Genomic DNA, 16,730 nt, shown 5'->3' on the forward strand with positions numbered 1-16,730 from the left:
GCCGTCCCCGGCACCGGGCACCAGGTCCACCGCCAGCGCCGACTTGAAATGGCACGACGTTCTCGGCACACCAGCGCCAGCCGATACGTCCGCCCTCTGCAGCTGGGCCGGACCGGCCGGCCAGGACGACGACCCCACCTACTGCCAGCGGGTGGTGGACGACGAGCTGCGCCGCAGCGAACTCACCTCCGGACAGCGAGCTGAGGCGGAGACCGCAGCCGAGGCCGTCCGCGCCGCCATCGGCCGGATGACGTACGACTGTGCCCTGCCGGCCACGCCGTGTCGGCGGGCGCCGGTTGCGTGGTGGGCCACCTTGGCGGGCAGCAGAGAGTGCTCGGGGCCCTGCCGCACGGCCGGTGCCTCACCTGACAGCCGCTCGACGACAGGGGTCCTATCCGTCGATCGGACCTGCCCTCCGACTGTCGTCGGGACGGCGCGATTCGAACCGACGACCCCTTTGGATCCCGGACCTCGGCGATGCGGCCCGCCTGGGCACCGGTGGCCCCGGCAGGCCGCGTCACCGTCGAGGAAGCGGCCCCGCCCGCCCGCTCAGGCCAGGTCGAGCTGCACCGTGGCGATCTCCCAGGCACGTAGCGGCAGCCGCACCAGGCCGTCGGCATCGACGGTCAGTCGGTCACCCGGCTGGCCGAGCAGGTCGGCCCGGCACGCGCCGCGTACCGGCCGGCCCGCCCCGAGCAGCGCGGTGGTGGCGTCGGGGGTCTCGGCCACCATCCGCATCTCGATCCGGCCGTTCCGCTCCCGGACGCTGGTCAGCACGACGCCCGCACCGGTCACCGCCAGCCCGGTGAGCGGGACCGGCGGAGCGACGGACTCCTCGGCCGTGCCGGGGAAGGCCAGCAGCTCGTGCCGGTAGCGCTCGGTCGCCTCGGTCACGCCCGCGGTGTGCCAGTCGCCACGGAAGGGCAGCACCGCCAGCTCCACGCTGCGCTGGCCGCGGCACTGCGCCTGCGGGATGGGCAGCTGCGGGCCGGCGGGCTCGTCGCGCAGCGCGTGCACGTTGCGCGAGAGCATCCCGATCGACCGCAGCACGGTGACGGCCAGCTCCCGCCCGGAGTCGGTCAGCTCGTACTCGGTGGGTTGGTTGAGCAGCACCGCCAGCGACCCCGCCGGTCCGCCGGCGGCGACGAACCCGGACGCCGGGAACGTCGGCAGCGGCACCTCACCGCCGCCACCCTCCTCGGTCAGCCCGCGCTCCACCACCGCGAACTGCCCCTCGGCGAAGGAGGCGGAGGCCGGGGCCGGTAACGGCAGATGCAGCCGCAGACGATGGTCGTCGCAGCGGTTGTCGAACTCGACCCGGAGCCGGACGTACGGCTCGCCGGCGCGCAGCTCGACCCGCGTGGTCACCACGATCGCCTCCCGGTCGACCGACCGGGCACCCGCGTCCACGTCGGCCGCCACCGGCCAGCGGTACTCCCGGACCACGTCGAGGACGGCGACCAGCGGCCCCCGGTGGCGCGGCACGACCCGCACCGCGCGGGGCTTGTCGACCAGCTCGTCCACGGCCGGCGGGGCGTAGTTGTAGCTGTCGCCCACGTCGCCGCCGTCGACCAGCCGACCCACCCCGTCCACAACAATCCCGTCCGGGGTGGACAGGCGCAGCGTGCCGTCCTCGGCCACGTCGACCCGGAGCAGCTGGTTGTCCAGGCTCCGGTCGCCGGCTGTCGCCACCGGCGCCGGCCCGGCCGGCCCACCGGCAGCGCCGGTCACCGGTCGCACCGCGGCATGACCGAGCGCGGGGACCTCGACCAACGCCGCGACGGTCAGCCGGGATGCGGCGACGATCCGCACCCGCCACCGGTCCGGCTGCCCGGCGTCGGCGAGCGCCAGCCGGACGTCCTCCACGTCGAAGGCGGCGTCGCCGTGCCGGGCCAGCTCGAAGGTGAGGGTGGCGTCGGCCGCCGACACCGACCACCGGCGTACCTCCTGACCGTAGAGTTCCCGGCCGTGCACCCGGGTGAGCACCGCGGGCAGGCCGCCGGCCGGCACCACCTCGTCGGCGAGCAGCGTACGGGCCCGATCGAGGACCTGGGCGGGCACTTCCCGCCCGTCCGGCCCGGCCAGCGCGACGCCGTCGGCGGGCGCCTCGACGTCGAGCTGCACCAGCGCCGTCCGGGGGGTCGGGCTGGGGTTGAAAATCAGGTACCCGTCGCGGGGTACGGCGGCGCAGAGCCGGGCGCCGACCAGGTCGCAGACCGCCCGGCCGAGCTGGTCGGCCTCGGCGAGACGGGCGGCCACCTGCTCGGCGGTCTCGTCGCAGCCGCACCCGGTCACCGAGTCGTGGCAGCTGGCGTCGATGAGCCGCGTCCACGCCATGTCCAGGAACCGCTGCACGGACGGGTCGTGCCAGAGCGCGGCGAGCGGCTCGGCGTACCGCTCGACCCGGCGTTCGGCGCGGCCCATCGCCTGCTTGAGGTGGGCGCGTACCGAGATGACGCCGGGCAGGATGTTGGCCCGGGCGTGCGAACGCAGCTCCCCGCGCACCACGGGCAGGCCGTCGACGGTGCTCGGCTGGGTGGCGAAGTACTCGGCGAGGGTGCCGAGGCGCAGCCGCACGCCGTCGACGTCCGCCGCGGCGAGCAGGTCGGGGGCGTTCGGGGCGGGCGCGGCGTGGTCGGTGCCGTACATGGCGAGGATCGGAGACGCGCCACCGTCGGGGCGCCATCCGGTCAGTCGGGCGGCCAGGTCGGTGGCGCGGCGGGTGACCAGGGCGGCGTCGTCCATCAGGCCGGCCGCGTTGCCGTATCCGCCGGGCAGGTACTCGGTGCGGACGCTGGTGCCGTCCGGCGCCTGCCATGCGAAGGCGTGGGTGCGCACCTGCTGCGGGACGCCACGGAACACGCAGGCGTGGGCCAGACCGGCCCGGGCCAGGAGCTGCGGCATCTGGGCGATGTGGCCGAACATGTCGGGCAGGTAGCCGACCGGCATGGCGCCGCCCAGGTCGCCGCTGCGGGCCAGGCCGCGCTCCAGGTTGCGGACGATGTTCTCCCCGGAGCAGAGGAACTCGTCGAGCAGGATCTGCCACGGGCCGACGGCGAGCCGGCCGGCACGTACCAGCGCGATCACCTGCTCGCGCCGCTCCGGGCGGACCTCCAGGTAGTCGTCGACCGCGGCGAGCTGCCCGTCCAGGGTGAAGCGCTGCCGGTCGTCGCGCGCCATCCGCTCGAACACCTCGTCGAGCAGGGCCACCAGCCGCAGCCGGAACCGCTGGAACGGCTCGTACCACTCCCGGTCCCAGTGGGTGTGCGGCACCACGATGATCTCGGTCGGTCGCGTCATCCGCTCGCCGCCTCTCCGCTGATCGCCGCACCGGTCAGCTGACCGTAGCGGCGCACCACCTGCTGACTGGTCCGTACGTCGGCCGCACCTTCGGCGAGCCCGCTCAGGGGCGCGACCCCGGCGGTGACCATCGCGTGGAAGGCGACCAACTCCTGCTCGAACGCCTCGGTGACGGACCGGAACACCGCCCGCCGCTCGCCGTCGCCGCGCGCGTCGACCACGGTCAGCGTGGTCGGCGCGTTGAGCAGGTACGGCGACGGGAAGACCAGTTCCAGCGAGCCGCGGGAGTGGTGCAGGGTCACCGTCTCGCGGTAGGCCGGGTAGTCGGGCAGGTTGAGCCAGCGGATGCCGTAGCGGGCCCCGCCCGGCAGCGCCCCGCTGACCTCCACCGACGGTTCGACCGGCAGGTCCGGGACCGCTGACCAGGTCGCGATGTGTTCCACAGTGGCCGGTGGACCGGTGAGAAGCCGCAGCAGCGACAGGTCGTGGCAGACACTGTTGATCAGGATCTGGTAGAGGGTGCGCGCGCCGGCGTCACCGCCGACCGCCGCGTCGAGCAGCGCCGAGTCGGCCGTGCGCAGCCGGGCCGCCTCGGCCGGCGGCACGTCGCCGGGCGCCGGCGGCAGGTTGGCGAAGGCGAGTTGCCGCTCGCCGCCGGCGTGCAGGACGGTCACCTCCACCGCGTGCACCCGCTGCGCGCCGCCGAGCCCGTCGAGCAGCCGGGCGGCCTCGGCGACCGCGGGGTCGTACTGCTTCATGTAGCCGACCATCAGCGCCGACGCCCCGCCGCCCAGCTCCGCCAGCCGGTCCGCCTCGGCGAGGGTGTAGGCGAGTGGCTTCTCGCAGAGCACCGGCAGCCCGGCGCGCAGGGCCTGCGCGGCGAGTTCGCCGTGCGAGCCGGAGGTCGCCAGCAGCACCGCGTCGTACCCGCCGTCGGCCAGCATCGCCTCGGCGTCGGTGTACCGGCGGCCCGGCTCGACGCCGTACCGGCCGCCCAGCTCGGCCACCCGGCCGGGGGAGAGGTCGCCGAGGGCGACGATCTCGAACAGGTCGGCGCGGCGTTGCAGCAGCGGCAGGTGCACCGTGCGGGCGATGATGCCGAGCCCGGCCACCGCGATCCGGATCCGCTTGCCCGGCTCGGTCATCGCAGCGCCGCTTCGAGCCAGCGCCGGTTGGCGCTCTGGTCGGCCACGGTGCGGCCGAGGTCGCGCCCCTGCGCGGGGGCGTCCTGTTCGATGACCAGCCAGCCGGTGTAGCCGATCGCGTCGAGCCCGGCGAACACCCCGGCGAAGTCGACGTCGCCGGCGCCGAGCGGGCAGAACCCGCCGGCGGCCACCATGTCGGCCAGGCCGCCGCCGGCCGCTCGGACCCGCTCGTGGATGGCCAGGTCGGCGTCCTTCAGGTGCACCTGACCGATCCGTCCGGCCCACCGACGGGCGGCCGCGACCGGATCGCCGCCGGCCAGCAGCAGGTGCCCGGTGTCCAGGCAGACCGCGATGTCGGTGAGTTCGAGCAGCCGGTCGGCCTCGGCCTCGGTCTCCACGTCGGTGCCGAGGTGGTAGTGGAACACCGGCTCCAGGCCGCGGTCGCGGCAGCGGTCGGCGGCCTGCTGCACGCGGGCGGCGAAGTCCGGCCAGGCGCTCGCCGGCAGCGCCGAGGTCAGGTCGGTCGGGATGCCGGGTCGGGCCATCCGGGCCGGATTGCCCGGGCAGGCGAGGGTGGGTCGGGGCGCGAAGCGCGGGTCGTCGACGGGTACGGCGGTGAACGCGTCGAGCGCCGCGTCGAGCTGGGCCAGATCCGCGGCGAACCCGTCGGGGTCGCCGTAGCGCAGGTCGACCCAGCCGCCGGCGAGACCGAGGCCGGCCGTCCGCATCCGGTGGGTCAGCTCCTCGCCGGTGCCGAGGTAGCCGATCGGCCCGGAGTCGATCCCTTCGTAGCCGTCCCGGGCCAGCGCGCCGAGCAGGTCGTCCGGGCCCAGCTCTCTGTCGTCCGGCTGGTAGATGCCGTGGTTGACCGGTGCGCCGGCCACCCTGGTTCGTCCGGTCAGCTGCACAGTGCGATCACCTCCATGCGGTGGGATTCCAGGACGTGCAGGCCGTCGCCGGCGGGGAGCCGGCACCGGTCGCCGTGGACCACGCGGTGACTGCCGTCGGGGTAGCCCAGCAGCGCGCCGTCCGCGTCGAGCGCCAGCAGCTCGTCACCGAGGCGCAGCAGCAGCGGCCCGTCGGGGTCGGCGGAGACGGCGGTACGACCGGCGCGCAGCGCGTCGAGCACGGCCGTACCCGCCGGCCGGTCGTCGTCGACCAGCAGCCAGGTGGTGGGGGAGCCGGGCGCGGCGTCGTCGCCGGGGCGGTGGTAGTCGCTGCCGCCGATCGGTACGACGTCCGGTCGCCACGCCCGGGCCCAGGCCAGCGGGGCGCCCCAGGTGCGGTCCCACCAGCCGGAGTGCCAGATCTCGGCGAGTCGGGTGGGGGTGCTCAGCGGTTGCCGCCAGGCGCAGTCGCCGCCGAGTGGGTGGTTGACCGACATCAGCCCACCGCCCCGGTCCGCGGTGGCCGCCCACTCGTCCGGTGGTTGGCGAAAGTCGACCCAGCCGACCGGGCCGAAGACGTTGGCGTGGCCCCGGTCGGTGGTCACCTCCTGGCCGGGCACCAGGGTGATGTCGTAGCGGGCCGAGGCGGCGGGCAGCCACGGGTGGTGGCTGACGGTGTTGTGGTCGGTCACGGCGAGGAAGTCCAGGCCGCGACCGGCGGCCAGGGCGGCCAGCTCGTCGATCGTGCTCGCACCGTCACTGTGCACGGTGTGCGCGTGCAGGTCACCGGCGAGCCAGCGGCGGCCGTCCACCTCGGGCAGGCTCCGGCGGGGCGGGCGTTGCGGGCGGGGTGGGGCCGGCGGCCCGGTGGGCTCGGGCGGCGCGCTGGCGCTGGTGGTGGCGGTGACCTCGTAGCTGAGCCCCTCGGGCGGGATGCGGTGCAGCCGGAGCAGCACCTGCCACTCGCCGGGCTCCAGCTCGCCGGGCAGGTAGCCGGGGGTGGCCCAGCCGGCGGCAACCGTGTAGCTGTCGCGGGCGCCGCCGGACCAGCCACGGAAGCCGGCCGGCCCGACGCAGCCGAGGTCGAGCACCCCGGCCTGCCGGGGATAGTCGAGGCGTACGGTGAGCGCGGCGGTGCCGGGCGCCACGGTGACCGGCAGGGTGCGCAGCACGTTCTCGGCGCGGTCCGTCAGCGTCCAGCGGCCCCGGTGCGCCACCATGGTCAACGCTCCGCGGCGGCGGCGGTCCGGGCGGCGGGTACGGCCGGCGCCGCCGCGGGAGTGACCAGCTCCCCGTCGCGGTAGAGCAGTGACCGGCCGGGCCGGGGCACCACCCAGCCGGTGTCGCCCGGTGCCGGTTCCCGCCCCTCGGGCACCACGACCTGGACGCTGGTGCCGGCGGCCCGGATCGGCCCGCCCGCCGCGCCCTCACCCGAGCCGTCGGCCGCTCCGCCCCTGGCCACGTCGAGGGAGACCAGCGAGAAGCTGCCGAGGTTCTCGACGACGACAACTTCTCCCTGCAGCGCGCCCTGCGCGGGCTCGGGGGAGTGGTCGAGGTATTCGGGGCGTACCCCGTAGACGAGCTTCTCGCCGTCGGTCACCGGGGCGTCGTCGGGGATCGGCAGCCGGGCGCCGGCGACGGACAACTGGCCGTCGTGCACCTCGGCGTCGATGAGGTTCATCGGGGTGGAGCCGATGAAGCCGGCGACGAAGGTGTTGGCCGGGCGGCGGAACACCTCGGTGGGCGTGCCGACCTGCCGGATGCGGCCGCCCTCCATGACGGCGATCCGGTCCGCGAGGGCGAGCGCCTCGGCCTGGTCGTGGGTGACGAAGACGGTGGTGACGCCGAGTTCGCGCTGCAGCCGCTTGAGGAAGGTCCGGGCCTCCAGCCGGAGCCGGGCGTCCAGGTTGGACAACGGCTCGTCGAGCAGGAAGACCTGGGGGTGGCAGGCCATCGCCCGGGCGAGCGCGACCCGCTGCTGCTGCCCGCCGGAGAGTTGCCCGGGACGGCGGTCCAGCAGCGCGGAAAGGCCCAGCTCGTCGGCGGTCTCGGCGGCCTTGTCGCCGCGGCTGCGGCGGTCCATCTTCTTGATCCGCAGTGGGTAGGCGATGTTCTCCTGCACGGTCATGTGCGGAAAAAGCGCGTAGTCCTGGAAGACCATCGCCACGTCCCGCTTTCCGGGCGGCAGGTTGGTGACCTCGCGGTCGCCGATGTGCACGCTGCCGCTGGAGGCGAGCTCCAGCCCGGCGATGGTGCGCAGCAGGGTGGTCTTGCCGCAGCCGGACGGGCCGAGCAGGGCGAAGAACTCGCCGTCGGCGATCTCCAGGTCGAGGGCGTCCAGGGCGCGTACCCCGTTGGGGTAGACCTTGGTCAGTGCGCGCATGGCGATGGCGGACATCAGCGCTTGATCCCTCCGTGGAAGCGGAATCCGTACCGGCTGCTGACGAAGACGAACATGAGCGCCACCGGCAGCGAGTAGAGCAGTGAGAAGGTGGAGAGCAACCGCAGGTCGGCCTGGCCGCCCTCGGTGTAGAGGGTGTACATGATCACCGCGGCGGGGGCCTTGTCGGGCCCGCGCAGCAGCAGGTACGGCACCAGGAAGTTGCCCCAGACGTTGGCCACCGCCCACACGCCGACGGTGGCCAGCCCGGGGCGGACCAGCGGCACCACGATGTGCCGCATGATCTGCAGCGGGCTGGCGCCGAAGACCCGGGCGGACTCCTCGTAGGACGTCGGCGTGGCGTCCATGAAGTCCTTCAGGATGAAGATCGCCGCCGGCAACAGACCACCGCTGAGGATCAGGATGACGCCGAGCCGGGAGTCGATCAGGTGCAGCCGGTCGGCCAGCTCGAACAGCGGCACCATGGTGGCGGTGCCGGTCACGATCGAGGAGAGCAGCAGCAGCCCGTAGAGCAGCGCGTCCCGGCCGGGCACCCGGACCCGGCTCAGCGCGTACGCGGCCAGCGCCGCGAACGTCACCACCAGCGCGGCGGTGCCGGCGGCCAGGTAGACCGAGTTGAGCAGCGAGCCGAGCGCGTACGGGTTGTCGAGCAGGGCGCGGAAGTTGTCCAGGGTGAACCGCGGTAGCGAGGCGGTGATCGTCGGGGTGTCGTCGAACGGGGCGGTGGCCAGCCAGAGCAGCGGCAGGGCGAAGAACCCGAGGACGGCGCAGAGAAAGACGTACCGCGCGATCCGGGCGAGCACGTGCCGGACGACGATGCGCGGCCCGTCGCTCGTCGGCTCGGTCTCGGTCCGCGTCGCGGTCGCGGTGCTCATGCCGGCCCCTCGCCGCGCTCGGCGTCGACATGAGGCACCGATGCGCCGGGCCAGCTGGTCCGCTCGCTCACGCCGTCTCCTTCCGCCGGCCCAGCATCCGCAGGTAGACCAGGGCGATGACCAGGTTGATCAGCAACATGACGAACGAGATGGCCGCGCCGAAGCCGAGTTCGCCGCCGGAGAGCGCGACCTTGTACACGTAGACCGGCAGGATCTCCGAGCGCTGCTCGGGGCCGCCCGCGGTGATCAGGAACGGTGCGAAGTCGTTGAACGTCCAGAGGCTGATCAGCAGCAGGTTGGTGAGCACGTGCCCGCGGATGCGGGGGAAGACCACGTCGCGTAGCTGCTGCCAGGTGGACGCCCCGGCGAGCCGGGCGGTCTCCAGGTGCGAGCGGGGCACGTTCTCCAGCGCGGCGGCGTAGAGCATCATCGAGAACGCGGTGCCGCGCCAGGTGTTGAACACGATGATCGACAGCATCGGATGGTCGAGCAGCCAGGCGGTGCCGGGGATGCCGAGCAGCGTGTTGAGGGTGCCGCCGTCGCGGTCGAGCAGGGCGATCCAGAGGAACGCGACCACCGAGCTGGGCAGGATCCAGGAGAGCAGGACGAACCCCTCGACCAGCCGACGCAGCGGGCCGCGCCGGTCGCGCAGCGCGTAGGCGATGGCGAAGCCGAGCCCGGCCTGGCCGATGACCGCGGAGCCGAGCACGAACTGCAGGGTGAGCAGCAGCGAGTTGCGGAACCGCTCGTCGTCCAATGCCCGGGTGTAGTTGTCCAGGCCGACGATCTCCGGATTGGCGGCGGCCAGGCCGGTCAGCCGGTAGTTGGTGACGCCGAGGTAGATCGTCCAGGCGGCCGGCACCACGAGGAAGAGCAGGATCAGCACCATGCTCGGCGTCAGGAACCCGGCGGCCCGGCCCCGGCCCAGCCCGGCGGCGTCGGCGGCGGGGGAGGCGCCCGTAGCCGGGCGCGCTCCCTCCACCACCTGGTCAGGAGGTGACGTTGCCTGGGCCACCGACGAACCCCTCGACCTTCTTCTGGTACGCGCTGGCAGCCGCGTCGACACCCTTGCCGGCCGTCGCGTCGGCGGTCGCCTCCTGCAGCGCCACCGACACCTGCGGGTACACCGCCAGCGGCGGCCGGTAGGCGGTGACAGGCAGCACCTTGTCGGTGATGAAGCTCAGCATCGGGTCGCCCGCCAGCACCTCCTTGTTGACGTCCGTGCGGGCGGTGATCCGCTTCTCGCCGGCCAGTTCGGCCTTGACCGCCTCGGCCGAGTGCATGAACGACAGCAGTTCCCACGCCTGGGAGGGGAACTTGGAGTTGGGGTTGAGCACCCGCACGCCGCCGCCGGACATGCTGACGAAGTCCTGCCCCCGGATGCCGGCGCCGGGCTGCTTGGCGGGGATCATGGCGTAGCCGACGGTCGTGTCCCGGTCGGCCATCTTGGCGATGCCGCTGGTCGGGTTGACGACGCTGCGCCAGAAGTAGTCACCCTCGCCGAGGATGCCGATCTTCCCGGCCGCGAACTCGGCGAAGGACTTGTCGCGCCCCTTCGCCTCCTGCTGGAGCTTCGGGTCGCCCAGGCCGCCGCCGTAGACCTTCGTGTAGAAGTCGAGCACGTCCTTGACCGGCTGGGTGGCTCCGGCCCACTTGCCGTTGGAGTAGATCTCGCCGCCGGCGCCGGCCAGCAGCGGCAGCGCGCCCTGCATGGAGGTCGCCTCGCCCATCGCCGTACCGGCGTTGATCTGGATCGGCGTCACGCCGGGCAGTGCCTTGAGCTTGGCGCCGGCGTCGAGGATCTCCTGCCAGCTCTTGGGTTGCCACTCGGCCGGCAGGCCGGCCTGGGCGAAGAGCTTCTTGTTGTAGTAGAGGACCCGGCCGTCGGTGCCGAGCGGGATGCCGTAGCGCTTCTCCTCGAACGAGCCGAGGCCCTGCACCGTCTCGGGGATCTGCGACCAACCCTCCCAGGAGTCGACCTCGCTGCCGCCCACCTCAGAGAGCGGCTTGAGGTAGCCGGCCTGGACGAACTCGCCCACCCAGATGCCGTCCAGCGCGATGACGTCCGCACCGCTCTTGGACCGCAGGTCGAGGGCCTGCTTGGTCTTGTACTGCTCGTCGTCGACGCCGCTGGGCACGAAGGTCACCTTCGCGGTGACGCCCTTGGCCTTCTGGGCCTCGACGAACTTCGGGATGACCCACTTCTCGATCCACTCCGCACCGGCGGAGCTCTTGCCGCCCACGATGGAGTTGGCGGCGATGGTGAGGGTGATGTTCTTGGCGTCCTTGCCGGCGGGCTCGGACGAGTCGCCACACGCGGTGGCGGCGAGGGCAACGGCGGTGAACGCGGCGAGCAAGCCCGCTGCGTGTCTCGGCTTGGCTGACATGGCTGCTTCCCTTCGCAAGGAGAGACTTCGAAGAGACTCGCGGGTCGCCCGCCGGCCGCAGGTCACTCGCCGGCGGTGCTTAGCGGCCACAATGTCATGACAGCCTGACGACGTAAATACCTGTCACTGAAATGAGCGCGAAACATCCACGGTCACCGCTCCGCGACGGTCACCTCGAGGGAGTAGCGGCTGGCCCGGTAGATGTGCGCGCCGTGCTCGACGTAACGCCCGCGGTCGTCGTACGCGGTGCGGGTCATGGTGAGCAGCGGAGCGCCCCGCCGCTCGCCGAGCATCTGGGCCTCGGCCGAGGTCGCGGCGCGCGCGCCGATCCGCTGGTGAGCGCCACGGACCCGCATGCCGGCGGCCCGCAGGATCGCGTACAGCCCGTTGGCCTGCAACGCGTCCAGGTTGAGCCGGACCAGGTCGGCGGGGAGCCAGTTCTCCATCACCGCGAGCGGCTCGTCGTCGGAGAACCGCAGCCGGCGCAGATGCCACACCTCGCCACCGTCCGGCACGCCGAGCGCGGTGGCGACGGCGGGCGGGCAGGCGGTCGTGGCCAGCTCCAGCACCGAGGTGGACGGTCGCTGACCGGCGCGCAGCAGATCGTCGTGCAGGCTGGTGAGCTCCACCGCGCGGCGGACCTCGCCGCGCACCACCTGGGTGCCCACGCCGCGGCGGCGCACGATGAGTCCCTTGTCGACGAGGTGCTGGATGGCCTGCCGCACGGTCGGGCGGGACAGCCCGAGCCGGTCGGCGAGCTGCAGCTCGCTGTCCAGCCGGTCGCCGGGTGCCAGCTCGCCGCGCTGGATCGCCGCGGCGAACTGCTCGGCGACCTGGAAGTAGAGCGGGACCGGGCTGCTCCGGTCGACCGCGATCTCGGGGCCGGGCACGGCACCTCCTCGGGTGGGGCGCGCGGATTCGCAGGGGCGGAAGGATGGGCGCCACTGTACCGAAGCGGTCACCGAGCGCAGAGGGCGGATGTCATGACAACACATTGACACAACTCACCGAGCACTGTTACCAATCAGGGACAGCGCTGGCGGGTACGCCGTCGCCGGCCGGGACGAAGGACGCCACATGCTGGATGTGCTCACCATCGGCCGGGTCGGGGTGGACATCTATCCGTTGCAGATCGGCACGCCGCTGGCCGAGGTCGAGACGTTCGGCAGGTTCCTCGGTGGCAGCCCGACCAATGTGGCCGTCGCCGCCAGCCGGCAGGGGCTGCGGGCCGGCGTGATCACCCGGACCGGCGCCGACGCCTTCGCCGACTACGTGCACCGGGCGCTGCGCGACTTCGGCGTCGACGACAGCCAGGTCCACCCGGTCGAGGGGTTGCCGACCCCGGTGACCTTCTGCGAGATCTTCCCGCCGGACCATTTCCCGCTCTGGTTCTACCGCACCCCCACCGCGCCGGACCTGCAGATCCGCCCCGGGGAACTGGACGCCGACGCGATCGCCGCCGCCCGGATCTTCTGGCTCACCGGCACCGGCCTCTGCCAGCAGCCGAGTCGCGACGCGCACAGCGCCGCGCTCGCGGTCCGCGACGGACGACCACACACCGTGCTGGACCTGGACTACCGGCCCATGTTCTGGCCTGATCCGGCCACCGCCAGGGCGGCCATCGCCGAGGTGCTGCCCCAGGTCACCGTGACCGTCGGCAACCTCGACGAGGTGGAGGTCGCGGTCGGCACCCGAGATCCGCTGCGGGCCGCCGAACGGCTGCTTGACCGCGGCCCCCGGCTGGCGGTGGTGAAGCTAGGCCCCGACGGGGTGCTGGCCAGCACCGGCACCGAGACCGCCCGGGTGCCGCCGGTGCCGGTGCGGGTGGTCAACGGGCTCGGCGCCGGCGACGCGTTCGGCGGCGCGCTCTGCCTGGGGCTGCTGCGCGACTGGCCGCTGGAGCGCACGCTGCGCTTCGCCAACGCCGCCGGCGCGATCGTCGCCTCCCGCCTGGCCTGCTCCGCCGCCATGCCGGACCATGCCGAGACCCTGGCGTTGCTGCGGGACGTCCAGCCGGAACCGGTGCCGTCGAACCCCGCCGTCGGAGGAGAAGACCGGTGAACACCGACTACCAGGCGCTGACCCTCACCCGGGCCCACCGACCGCAGGCAATCGCCGAGGCGGCCGCCGGCCGTGTCCGGCGGCCCTGGCCGGATCACGGGCGGCCGCTGTTCATCATCGCCGCCGACCACCCGGCCCGGGGCGCCCTCGGCGTCCGGGACCGGCCGATGGCCATGGCCGGCCGGGCCGACCTGCTCGACCGGCTGCGCCTGGCGCTGTCCCGCCCCGGCGTCGACGGCGTGCTCGGCACCCCGGACGTCCTGGAGGACCTGCTGCTGCTCGGGGCGTTGGAGGACCGGCTGGCGATCGGGTCGATGAACCGCGGCGGCCTCTCCGGTGCCACCTTCGAACTCGACGACCGGTTCACCGCGTACGACGCCGACAGCATCGCCGCGATGCGCTACGACGGCGGCAAGATGCTCTGCCGTATCGACCCGGACGACGCGGGCACCGCCCCCACGCTGCAGGCCTGCGCCCGGGCGGTCACCGCCCTGGCGGCCCACCGGACGGTCGCCCTGGTCGAACCGCTCTGGGTGGCGCGCACCGACGGCCGGGTCCACGCCGACCTGCGGCCCGAGGCGGTCATCAAGGGCGTCAGCGTCGGTCAGGCACTCGGCGCCACCTCCGCGTACACCTGGTTGAAGCTGCCGGCGATCGACGAGATGGAAAGTGTGATGGCCGCGACCACCCTGCCGGTCCTGCTGCTCGGCGGCGACCCAGTCGAGGCTCCCGACACGGTCTACGCGAGGTGGGAACGGGCGCTGCGGCTGCCCGGGGTGCGTGGGCTGGTGGTGGGCCGGGCGCTGCTCTATCCGCCGGACGACGATGTGGCCGCCGCCGTGGACGTGGCCGGGTCGCTGCTCCCCGCCGGGCAGGACGCGTGAGGACGGCGGACGCCCACCTGCCGTGGGGTGGCACAGCCCGGACGCCGTGGGCGCTGGAGGTCACCCCCGAGCGTGCCGGTTGGACCTACGCCGGGCTGCGGGTGCTCACCCTGCCGCCGGGCGGCGCGGTCACCTTCGACACCGGTGACGAGGAGATGCTGGTCCTGCCGCTGACCGGCGCCGCGACCGTGCGGTGCGACGGGGTCCGGTTCGCCCTGACCGGGCGGACGTCGGTCTTCACCGCGGTGACCGACTTCGCCTACCTGCCCCGGGACGCCACCGTCACCGTGCGGGGCGAGGGCCGGTTCGCGCTGCCGTCGGCCCGGGCGACCCGCCGGCTCTCGCCGCGCTACGCCGCCGCCCGGGACGTGCCGGTGGAGCTGCGCGGGGCGGGGCCGGCCAGCCGCCAGGTCAACAACTTCTGCGCCCCGGACGCCTTCGACTGCGACCAACTGGTCGCCGTCGAGGTGCTCACCCCCGGCGGCAACTGGTCGTCGTACCCGCCGCACAAGCACGAGGAGGACCGGGTCCACGACGACGGCCGGGTCGAGGCGGCGTTGGAGGAGATCTACTACTTCGAGGTGGCCGGTGGCGTGCCCGGCGACCCGGCCGGACCGGTCGGCTACCAGCGGGTCTACGGCACCGAGCAGCGCCCGATCGACGTGCTCGCCGAGGTGCGCGCCGGGGACGTGGTCCTGGTGCCGCACGGGTACCACGGGCCGTCCATGGCCGCGCCCGGCTACCACCTCTACTACCTCAACGTGCTGGCCGGGCCCGGCCGGAACCGGACGATGGCCTGTGTGGACGATCCCCGGCACGGCTGGATCCGGGCGAGCTGGACCGATCAGCCGGTCGACCCGCGGCTGCCGCTGGCCGGCCCGACGACCCGGGAGGCGTGATGCCCAGACTGACGGTGGCGCAGGCGATCGTGACGTTCCTGGCGCGGCAGTTTTCGGAGCGCGACGGGGCGCGCCGCCGGCTGATCCCGGCCTGCTTCGGCATCTTCGGCCACGGCAACGTCGCCGGCATCGGTGAGGCGCTCGCCAGCGCCGAGGTCGACCTGCCGTACCACCTCTGCCGCACCGAGCAGGGCATGGTGCACACCGCGGCCGCGTACGCCCGGATGACCGACCGGTTGAGCACCCTGGCCTGCACCACCTCGATCGGTCCCGGTGCGACGAACCTGGTCACCGGGGCGGCCGGCGCGACCATCAACCGGCTGCCGGTGCTGCTGCTCCCCGGTGACATCTTCGCCACCCGGGTGACCAACCCGGTGCTGCAGGAGCTGGAGGACCCACGCTCCTACGACGTGAGTGTCACCGACGCGCTGCGCCCGGTGTCCCGGTACTGGGACCGCATCAACCGTCCCGAGCAGCTGCCGGCGGCGCTGCTGGCCGCGATGCGGGTGCTCACCGACCCGGTGGAGACCGGCGCGGTCACCCTGGCGCTGCCGCAGGACGTGCAGGCCGAGGCGTACGACTGGCCGGCGGAGCTGTTCGCCGACCGGGTCTGGCACGTGCCGCGTCCACGTCCGGACGCGGCCGCCGTGGACCGGGCGGCGGCGGTCGTCACGGCGGCCCGGCGACCGCTGCTCGTCGCCGGAGGCGGGGTGATCTACAGCGGTGCGGGCGAGGCGCTGCGCAGCTTCGCCGAGGCGTACGGGGTGCCGGTGGCGGAGACCCAGGCCGGCAAGGGCGCCCTGCCGCACGATCATCCGCTGGCGCTCGGCGCGGTCGGGGTCAGCGGCACCACCGCGGCGAACGAGATCGCCGCCGGCGCGGATCTGGTGATCGGGGTGGGCACCCGGTACAGCGACTTCACCACCGCCTCCGGCACGCTCTTCGGCGCCGAGGCCCGGTTCGTCAACCTCAACATCACCGGCTTCGACGCGGCGAAGCTCTCCGGGGCGCAGCTCGTCGGGGATGCCCGGGAGTGCCTGTCCGCGCTCGACGCCGCCTGCGCCGGGTGGGGGAGCGAGCCGGCGTACCGTGCGTCGGTCACCGAACTGAAGGGCCGGTGGGCCCGCGTGGTCGAGCGGGCCCGGCACGCGGAGCCGGACGCGCGGCCGACCCAGACCGCGGTCATCGGCGCGGTCAACGACGCCGCCGGCCCGCGGGACGTGGTGGTCTGCGCGGCCGGGTCGATGCCCGGTGACCTGCACCGGCTGTGGCGCAGCGCCGACCCGAAGAGCTACCACGTCGAGTATGGCTACTCGTGCATGGGCTACGAGATCGCCGGGGGGATCGGGGTCAAGCTGGCCGCCCCGGAGCGCGAGGTGTTCGTGCTGGTCGGTGACGGCTCCTACCTGATGCTGCCGAGCGAGCTGGCCACCGCGGTGGCGGACGGGGTGAAGCTCGTGGTGGTGCTCGTCGACAACCAGGGCTTCGCCTCGATCGGCCGGCTCTCGGAGAGCGTCGGGGCGCGCCGGCTCGGCACCGCCTACCTCGACCGGGGCGGCGCACCGCTGCCGGTCGACCTCGGGGCCAACGCGGCGAGCCTCGGCGCGGAGCTGATCCGGGTGTCGACCATGAACCAGCTCCGCGCGGCGCTCGCCACCGCGAAGCGGGCGCAGCGGACCACCGTGGTCCACGTGCGGACCGACCGGTTCGAGACCGGTCCGGACGGCGGGGCCTGGTGGGACGTGCCGGTCGCCGAGGTCTCCAGCACCGCCGAGGCGCGGACCGCCCGGGCCGGGTACGAGGCAGGGCGCAAGGACCGACACCCGCGCCTGCGCCCGGCCTGAGCGATCCGACGATCGGGGTGGCCGACCCGTCGCGGTGACAGCCGTCG

At 73.7% G+C, this 16,730-nt stretch carries 13 protein-coding genes; 4 read left to right on the forward strand and 9 right to left on the reverse strand.

Annotation, left to right across the window (positions count from 1 at the left end; translation table 11 throughout):
• Positions 1–549 precede the first annotated feature (549 nt).
• The 9 genes from ACIBBA_RS25070 to ACIBBA_RS25110 form a co-directional block, all read right to left on the reverse strand.
• A complete protein-coding gene (locus ACIBBA_RS25070; protein WP_396700392.1) occupies positions 550–3,300 on the reverse strand; it encodes a hypothetical protein in 2,751 nt (916 codons plus the stop codon).
• The gene (locus ACIBBA_RS25075; RefSeq protein ID WP_396700393.1) at positions 3,297–4,445 is read right to left on the reverse strand and encodes a Gfo/Idh/MocA family protein; all 1,149 of its coding nucleotides are present in this window, start codon (positions 4,443–4,445) and stop codon (positions 3,297–3,299) included. Before ACIBBA_RS25075 ends, ACIBBA_RS25070 begins: the two co-directional genes overlap by 4 nt.
• Positions 4,442–5,353 (reverse strand): sugar phosphate isomerase/epimerase family protein, encoded by a 912-nt coding sequence (locus tag ACIBBA_RS25080; RefSeq protein ID WP_396700394.1) that lies wholly within the window; start codon positions 5,351–5,353, stop codon positions 4,442–4,444. The genes ACIBBA_RS25075 and ACIBBA_RS25080 overlap by 4 nt, the downstream gene beginning before the upstream one ends.
• Positions 5,344–6,552 carry a CehA/McbA family metallohydrolase gene (locus ACIBBA_RS25085; protein WP_396700395.1) on the reverse strand — a complete coding sequence of 403 codons (1,209 nt, stop codon included), beginning with the start codon at positions 6,550–6,552 and terminating at the stop codon, positions 5,344–5,346. Before ACIBBA_RS25085 ends, ACIBBA_RS25080 begins: the two co-directional genes overlap by 10 nt.
• A 2-nt stretch (positions 6,553–6,554) precedes the next feature.
• Complete coding sequence (locus ACIBBA_RS25090; protein WP_396700396.1) at positions 6,555–7,730, reverse strand: ABC transporter ATP-binding protein; 1,176 nt, start codon at positions 7,728–7,730, stop codon at positions 6,555–6,557.
• Entirely contained in the window at positions 7,730–8,608 is an 879-nt protein-coding gene (locus tag ACIBBA_RS25095; protein ID WP_396700397.1) for a carbohydrate ABC transporter permease, read from the reverse strand. Before ACIBBA_RS25095 ends, ACIBBA_RS25090 begins: the two co-directional genes overlap by 1 nt.
• 67 nt (positions 8,609–8,675) lie before the next feature.
• A complete protein-coding gene (locus tag ACIBBA_RS25100) occupies positions 8,676–9,593 on the reverse strand; it encodes a sugar ABC transporter permease (protein WP_350873708.1) in 918 nt (305 codons plus the stop codon).
• 4 nt (positions 9,594–9,597) lie between these two features.
• The gene (locus ACIBBA_RS25105) at positions 9,598–10,995 is read right to left on the reverse strand and encodes an extracellular solute-binding protein (RefSeq protein ID WP_396700398.1); all 1,398 of its coding nucleotides are present in this window, start codon (positions 10,993–10,995) and stop codon (positions 9,598–9,600) included.
• Positions 10,996–11,147: 152 nt separating this feature from the next.
• Entirely contained in the window at positions 11,148–11,885 is a 738-nt protein-coding gene (locus ACIBBA_RS25110; protein WP_396700399.1) for a GntR family transcriptional regulator, read from the reverse strand.
• Positions 11,886–12,072: 187 nt separating this feature from the next.
• Here ACIBBA_RS25110 and iolC point away from each other — a divergent pair, with 187 nt between their 5' ends.
• The 4 genes from iolC to iolD are packed head-to-tail and all read left to right on the forward strand — an operon-like array spanning position 12,073 to position 16,683.
• A complete protein-coding gene (gene iolC, locus ACIBBA_RS25115) occupies positions 12,073–13,056 on the forward strand; it encodes a 5-dehydro-2-deoxygluconokinase (protein ID WP_396700400.1) in 984 nt (327 codons plus the stop codon).
• Positions 13,053–13,940, forward strand: coding sequence for an aldolase (locus tag ACIBBA_RS25120; RefSeq protein ID WP_396700401.1), 888 nt, complete (start codon positions 13,053–13,055; stop codon positions 13,938–13,940). The genes iolC and ACIBBA_RS25120 overlap by 4 nt, the downstream gene beginning before the upstream one ends.
• Complete coding sequence (gene iolB, locus ACIBBA_RS25125; RefSeq protein WP_396700402.1) at positions 13,937–14,839, forward strand: 5-deoxy-glucuronate isomerase; 903 nt, start codon at positions 13,937–13,939, stop codon at positions 14,837–14,839. The genes ACIBBA_RS25120 and iolB overlap by 4 nt, the downstream gene beginning before the upstream one ends.
• Entirely contained in the window at positions 14,839–16,683 is a 1,845-nt protein-coding gene (iolD, locus tag ACIBBA_RS25130; protein ID WP_396700403.1) for a 3D-(3,5/4)-trihydroxycyclohexane-1,2-dione acylhydrolase (decyclizing), read from the forward strand. The genes iolB and iolD overlap by 1 nt, the downstream gene beginning before the upstream one ends.
• Positions 16,684–16,730: the final 47 nt, after the last annotated feature.

The sequence above is a fragment of the Micromonospora sp. NPDC051006 genome (assembly GCF_044456245.1).
Classification (GTDB): Bacteria; Actinomycetota; Actinomycetes; order Mycobacteriales; family Micromonosporaceae; genus Micromonospora.

What these genes read in the sequence shown, in the direction of transcription:
- ACIBBA_RS25090 (WP_396700396.1), bottom strand. Translation starts at nt 7,730, where the DNA reads ATGTCCGCCATCGCCATGCGCGCACTGACCAAGGTCTACCCCAACGGG.
- ACIBBA_RS25085 (WP_396700395.1), bottom strand. Translation starts at nt 6,552, where the DNA reads ATGGTGGCGCACCGGGGCCGCTGGACGCTGACGGACCGCGCCGAGAAC.
- ACIBBA_RS25075 (WP_396700393.1), bottom strand. Translation starts at nt 4,445, where the DNA reads ATGACCGAGCCGGGCAAGCGGATCCGGATCGCGGTGGCCGGGCTCGGC.
- ACIBBA_RS25105 (WP_396700398.1), bottom strand. Translation starts at nt 10,995, where the DNA reads ATGTCAGCCAAGCCGAGACACGCAGCGGGCTTGCTCGCCGCGTTCACC.
- iolD (WP_396700403.1), top strand. Translation starts at nt 14,839, where the DNA reads ATGCCCAGACTGACGGTGGCGCAGGCGATCGTGACGTTCCTGGCGCGG.
- ACIBBA_RS25070 (WP_396700392.1), bottom strand. Translation starts at nt 3,300, where the DNA reads ATGACGCGACCGACCGAGATCATCGTGGTGCCGCACACCCACTGGGAC.
- iolC (WP_396700400.1), top strand. Translation starts at nt 12,073, where the DNA reads ATGCTGGATGTGCTCACCATCGGCCGGGTCGGGGTGGACATCTATCCG.
- ACIBBA_RS25095 (WP_396700397.1), bottom strand. Translation starts at nt 8,608, where the DNA reads ATGAGCACCGCGACCGCGACGCGGACCGAGACCGAGCCGACGAGCGAC.